This is a genomic window from Verrucomicrobiota bacterium (assembly GCA_016871535.1).
Taxonomy (GTDB): domain Bacteria; phylum Verrucomicrobiota; class Verrucomicrobiia; order Limisphaerales; family SIBE01; genus VHCZ01.
The window spans coordinates 1-3,939 of sequence record VHCZ01000390.1 but is presented as its reverse complement, the minus strand read 5'-3'; the positions used below and the strand labels follow the sequence as shown (position 1 = coordinate 3,939).

4 protein-coding genes are annotated in these 3,939 nt (G+C 58.5%); all 4 read right to left on the bottom strand.

Translation table 11 applies throughout. The features are described 5' to 3' along the window. Positions 1 to 464: 464 nt before the first annotated feature. The 4 genes from FJ398_26575 to FJ398_26560 all read right to left on the bottom strand — a co-directional run bounded on the left by FJ398_26575 (position 465) and on the right by FJ398_26560 (position 3,799). Positions 465 to 668, bottom strand: coding sequence for a hypothetical protein (locus tag FJ398_26575; protein MBM3841451.1), 204 nt, complete (start codon positions 666 to 668; stop codon positions 465 to 467). Positions 669 to 1,635: 967 nt separating this feature from the next. Next, positions 1,636 to 2,838 carry a WD40 repeat domain-containing protein gene (locus tag FJ398_26570; protein MBM3841450.1) on the bottom strand — a complete coding sequence of 401 codons (1,203 nt, stop codon included), beginning with the start codon at positions 2,836 to 2,838 and terminating at the stop codon, positions 1,636 to 1,638. After that, complete coding sequence (locus FJ398_26565; GenBank protein ID MBM3841449.1) at positions 2,780 to 2,992, bottom strand: hypothetical protein; 213 nt, start codon at positions 2,990 to 2,992, stop codon at positions 2,780 to 2,782. The genes FJ398_26570 and FJ398_26565 overlap by 59 nt, the downstream gene beginning before the upstream one ends. A 99-nt stretch (positions 2,993 to 3,091) precedes the next feature. Next, positions 3,092 to 3,799: a hypothetical protein gene (locus FJ398_26560; protein ID MBM3841448.1), complete on the bottom strand. Its 708-nt coding sequence runs from the start codon at positions 3,797 to 3,799 to the stop codon at positions 3,092 to 3,094. Positions 3,800 to 3,939: the final 140 nt, after the last annotated feature.

Genomic DNA, 3,939 nt, shown 5'->3' with positions numbered 1-3,939 from the left:
CAATCCGAACACGTTTCTCGTGGATGGCAAACAACGCGTCGCCATCGCCGCAGGCAACGCGCTGTTTGTTTTTGGGCTTTAGTCGGAGGACCCATATCGAGCGCCGAACCAATCTTCTCCTCAATCTCAGTTCTGATCTTCAAAACCTCCGGATCATTCGGCGCCAGCTTGACCGCGTGACGGCTGAAAAAGTCCGCCTCCCTAACGCGTCGGGAATTTACTTTTGGTCTCCGAGTAACCGCCGCGTGGCGGCCCGATTAGTTCGTCGGCGGTAATCTCGATAGGCCGCCTCAACAGTCTCTTGAACAGACTCCCTTGTTATGGACAAATCTCCCGGCTCGACGTGTTGCAACTGACGGGTCCACTGTTCGATCAAATCATGATATCGCGCCAACGCCGCCTCTCTGATTTTGGCGGAGGCAGGAATGTCACCTCTGGCGGCGGCCATGAGGCGATAGACGTCGTCACGCGACAGCGACATGGGCGCGCTTGCGACGGCGGGATTTCGCTTTGAGAGCCATCGCTGCGTCTTCGAAGATGGATCGAGCCGTTTCCGCAGTCACCGTTTCCCCGGTGGAAAGTTTCACGTCACGCCAGTGGGTCTTTCTAGCCACACGCACGATGTCCGCCGGGGTTGCAGCGCGCTTTCCAGTAGAGGCGTCCTTCATGGCGAAACCGTATTGAGCAGCGCGCTTGAAGTCAAACTCCGAAGACGCGCTTTCGCACCTGCGCATTTGTTGAGAGGCGACCACCTTTTCCGACAATCGCCATCGGCGAAATGTTTTACGGTCCAAGTGATGATCCTACGAACGGCCGTTGCCCGCTAAGGGTCTGTGCAAAAATAACTTCCGGTTTTGGCGGGAGCGCCGCCTGGCCGGATGCAAGGCGCCAGGAGGGAGCATCCCCGTTTTGGGGCTGTGACCGACGAGCAACGCCGCAGCCGGCCAGGTGCCGCCCCGCCCCGGAGGGCTGGGGCGATTTCGCTTTCTGGCTTCGTTTCTCCTCAGTCGCAGAGCCCTGGCTATGCTCCTTCGTCGTGCCTCGCCAGAAAGCGAAATCGCCTCCAGCAAAACCGGAATTTATTTTTGCACAGACCCTAAACACGCCAAACAACGCCAACGCCGACCGGCCTTCGACACTGGCGGCGATTCACCTGGACAGCGATCGGCTTTGAAGGGGCAAGTCCTCCGGGTTCGCGTGATTTCGCGGATTTGGCGGGACCAACTGCCCTTTTGAGGCTGATCGTTAGCTCAGCGTGTTTCGATTTTTCCAATCTTCTCTTGAACTTCCGCTCTGATCCTCAAAACCTCCGGATCATTCGGCGCCAGCTTGACCGCATGGCGGCGGTAAAAATTCGCCTCGCCCTCGCGTCGCGGGTTTTCCTTCGGGTCTTGCTCCAAAACTCTTCGGCGTAAGGGTCCAAATTCTGGGACGGCCATCGGTAATAACTTGACGACTTCGCACTGATGAAAGTCCGTCGTTGGGCGTTCGTCCATCTTCGTCTCCACGGACTACGGGCTGCTGGCTACGGACGACCAGGCTTTCCCGGGCAATTGGGACAAAGCTTCTGCGACGCCGCACTGCTCGGTTCAGAGCCACCCTCGGGGCTTCTTCCACCGCGCCGTGGAGCTGAAATCAAGGAGCGCGTTTCGCACTCTGAAAGCCTGCGGGAGTCGCATCCCAAATCCGAACTGTTCCGTCCGTGCCGCCGGAAATAAGCCGCTGGCCATCCGGACTGAAGGCCACGCTGTTTACGCCGCCGGTATGACCGCGCAACGTCAGGATTTCCTGTCCGGACTTTGCATCCCAAATCTTGATCGTTCCGTCTTCGCTGGACGAAGCCAGGCGGTTCCCTTCCGGGCTGAATACGAGGCCGGTCACGGAGCCAATGTGGGCGGAGAAAGTGATGTAGTCGGATTCGAGCCAGCGTTTCACTCTTGGCGCCCCGGAAAAGAGATAGGAGGCTAGCTGGTGAAATCCTCCAGGCATCTTGGCGATTCTTACATGCCCCAAGTGATTTCCGGCGGCAAACCATCGGCTATCCGCGCTGAAGGCAACGCGAGTACACCCCACAAAAAGTTGTCCCAATTCAGAAAAATAGTCTGTCACTTCCTCAACTACGTCAGCGGTCTTGGGGTTTAGAAACTCGATCGTGGCTAGTCTCGTGCCGTGCCGGGGGATGGCCATAAGCAAGCCATCGCGACTGAACGCCACATTGTTGTAACGCTTGGCGTCCACTTCGCTGCTTTGGCGAATCACCTGACCGGTTGTCGCTTCGCAAATGAGCAGACCGTTACGGCTGAGCGACGCCAAAACTTTGCCGTCAACGCTGAACGAAACGGCGATTACCCCGTCCTCGTTTGCGCCGACTCTCGAAGCCTCTGGAGTGGCACCTGCCCCCGGTGCCGGCAGAACTTGCTCTCCGGGTGCGCCGGACTGACGAGGGGGTGTTTGAATGGGCCCATTGGTTGGAAGCGTGAGGTCATACCGTTTCAACAAACTTGGGTCCATTTTGAAAAGCGCCCCATCACCGGCGTATCCTCGAAAACTCACGATCTGAGTACCATTGCTGACGCTCCAAACTTTTACAGTTCCGTCGGCGCCGGCGGAGGCCAGAGACGCTCCACCTGGGCTAAAGGCCACGTCGTTCACGGCACTTTCATGCCCGCGAATGGTCAGGAGTTCTTTGCGATTGCTCGCATCCCAAAGCTTAATGGTTTGGTCCGCGCTGGCGGATGCGAAACACCGACCGTCTGGACTGATGGCCACGCTCCGAACTTCATTGGTATGCGCCGGGAGAACTTCGGCCGGCTTTGAAAGTCGCGACCGCCGCACCACTTTCGATCGCCCAGACCCTCACGAAGTGATCCACGCTTGCGGTAGCCAAATAGCGATTATCGAAGCTGAGCGCAATCTCGGTGACCAACGAATCATGCTTGAGCGATTTGTGAACGTTCGGCTCCGCCGAAGTCAAATCCCACAATTGCTCCACACGCTCACCTCACCCGACCCGGTCCGCACGGCCAAATGCCGGTCACCCGCAACGAAGACGAGTTCAACTTGTCGATCTTCCGGCGAGTTGACCGGCAGGTTAAAGCTCGTCAACTTTCGCCCGCTTCCGACATCCCAGATCTGTGCGACTAATCCTTTGAAGGACTCGTTGCCGAGCAGAGTCTCTTTCCAAATCGTGCTGGTGGCGGCGAGGCGCTCGCCGTTGTGGCTGAAGGCCAAGTCTGCCGTGGCCCCCCGCGGCCTCAATGGTGCGGTGATCCGCCTGGCAAAGGCGATGGAGGTAATGCCATTCCCATTGGCGCAATGCGATCGGGCAATCATTCAGGAGTTGTTCCATGAAACCGATGTAGCCGTCGGCGAGTTCGCGTTGGGCTCGGCCGATGCGGTTGATGTAAAGATTGGTTTCGGATTTCATAAGCGATTGCTTCGTCTTGCGCCATTGCCAGAGCACGCCGCCGAAGCCCGTGGCCGCTACCAGCGCCACCAGGCCGATCATGCCTGCCATGGCCGGCTTCCGCCTCCGCCACTTTTGCAGGCGTTCCCAGGCGCTGGCCGGCCGCGCCGAGATCGGTTCGTGATTGATCCAGCGTTCCAAGTCCTCCGCCAGAGCATCGGCCGAAGTGAAACGATGTTCCGGTGCTTTCTCGAGACACTTCAAACAAATCGTTTCCAAATCGCGATCGACCCGCGCGTTGATCGCGCTCGGCCGCTCCGCTTCTTGCTCGGTAACCTTGCGCAATGTCTCCAATGGCGTGGCCGCCTGAAACGGCGGGCGGCCTGTCAGCAACTGATAAAGGATCGCGCCCAGGCTAGCCTAGCCTATTCAAGTGTCTTCCAGCAGCCAGACCAGTCCGGCGAATATCCCGTTGTCGCTTCAATCCTCGCGCCCCCACGGCCGGGAAGACCGAGCCGTGAGCGCGGTCGTGC

Coding starts and splice junctions, on each gene's coding strand:
- FJ398_26575 (MBM3841451.1), bottom strand. CDS start 668: ATGAAGGACGCCTCTACTGGAAAGCGCGCTGCAACCCCGGCGGACATC.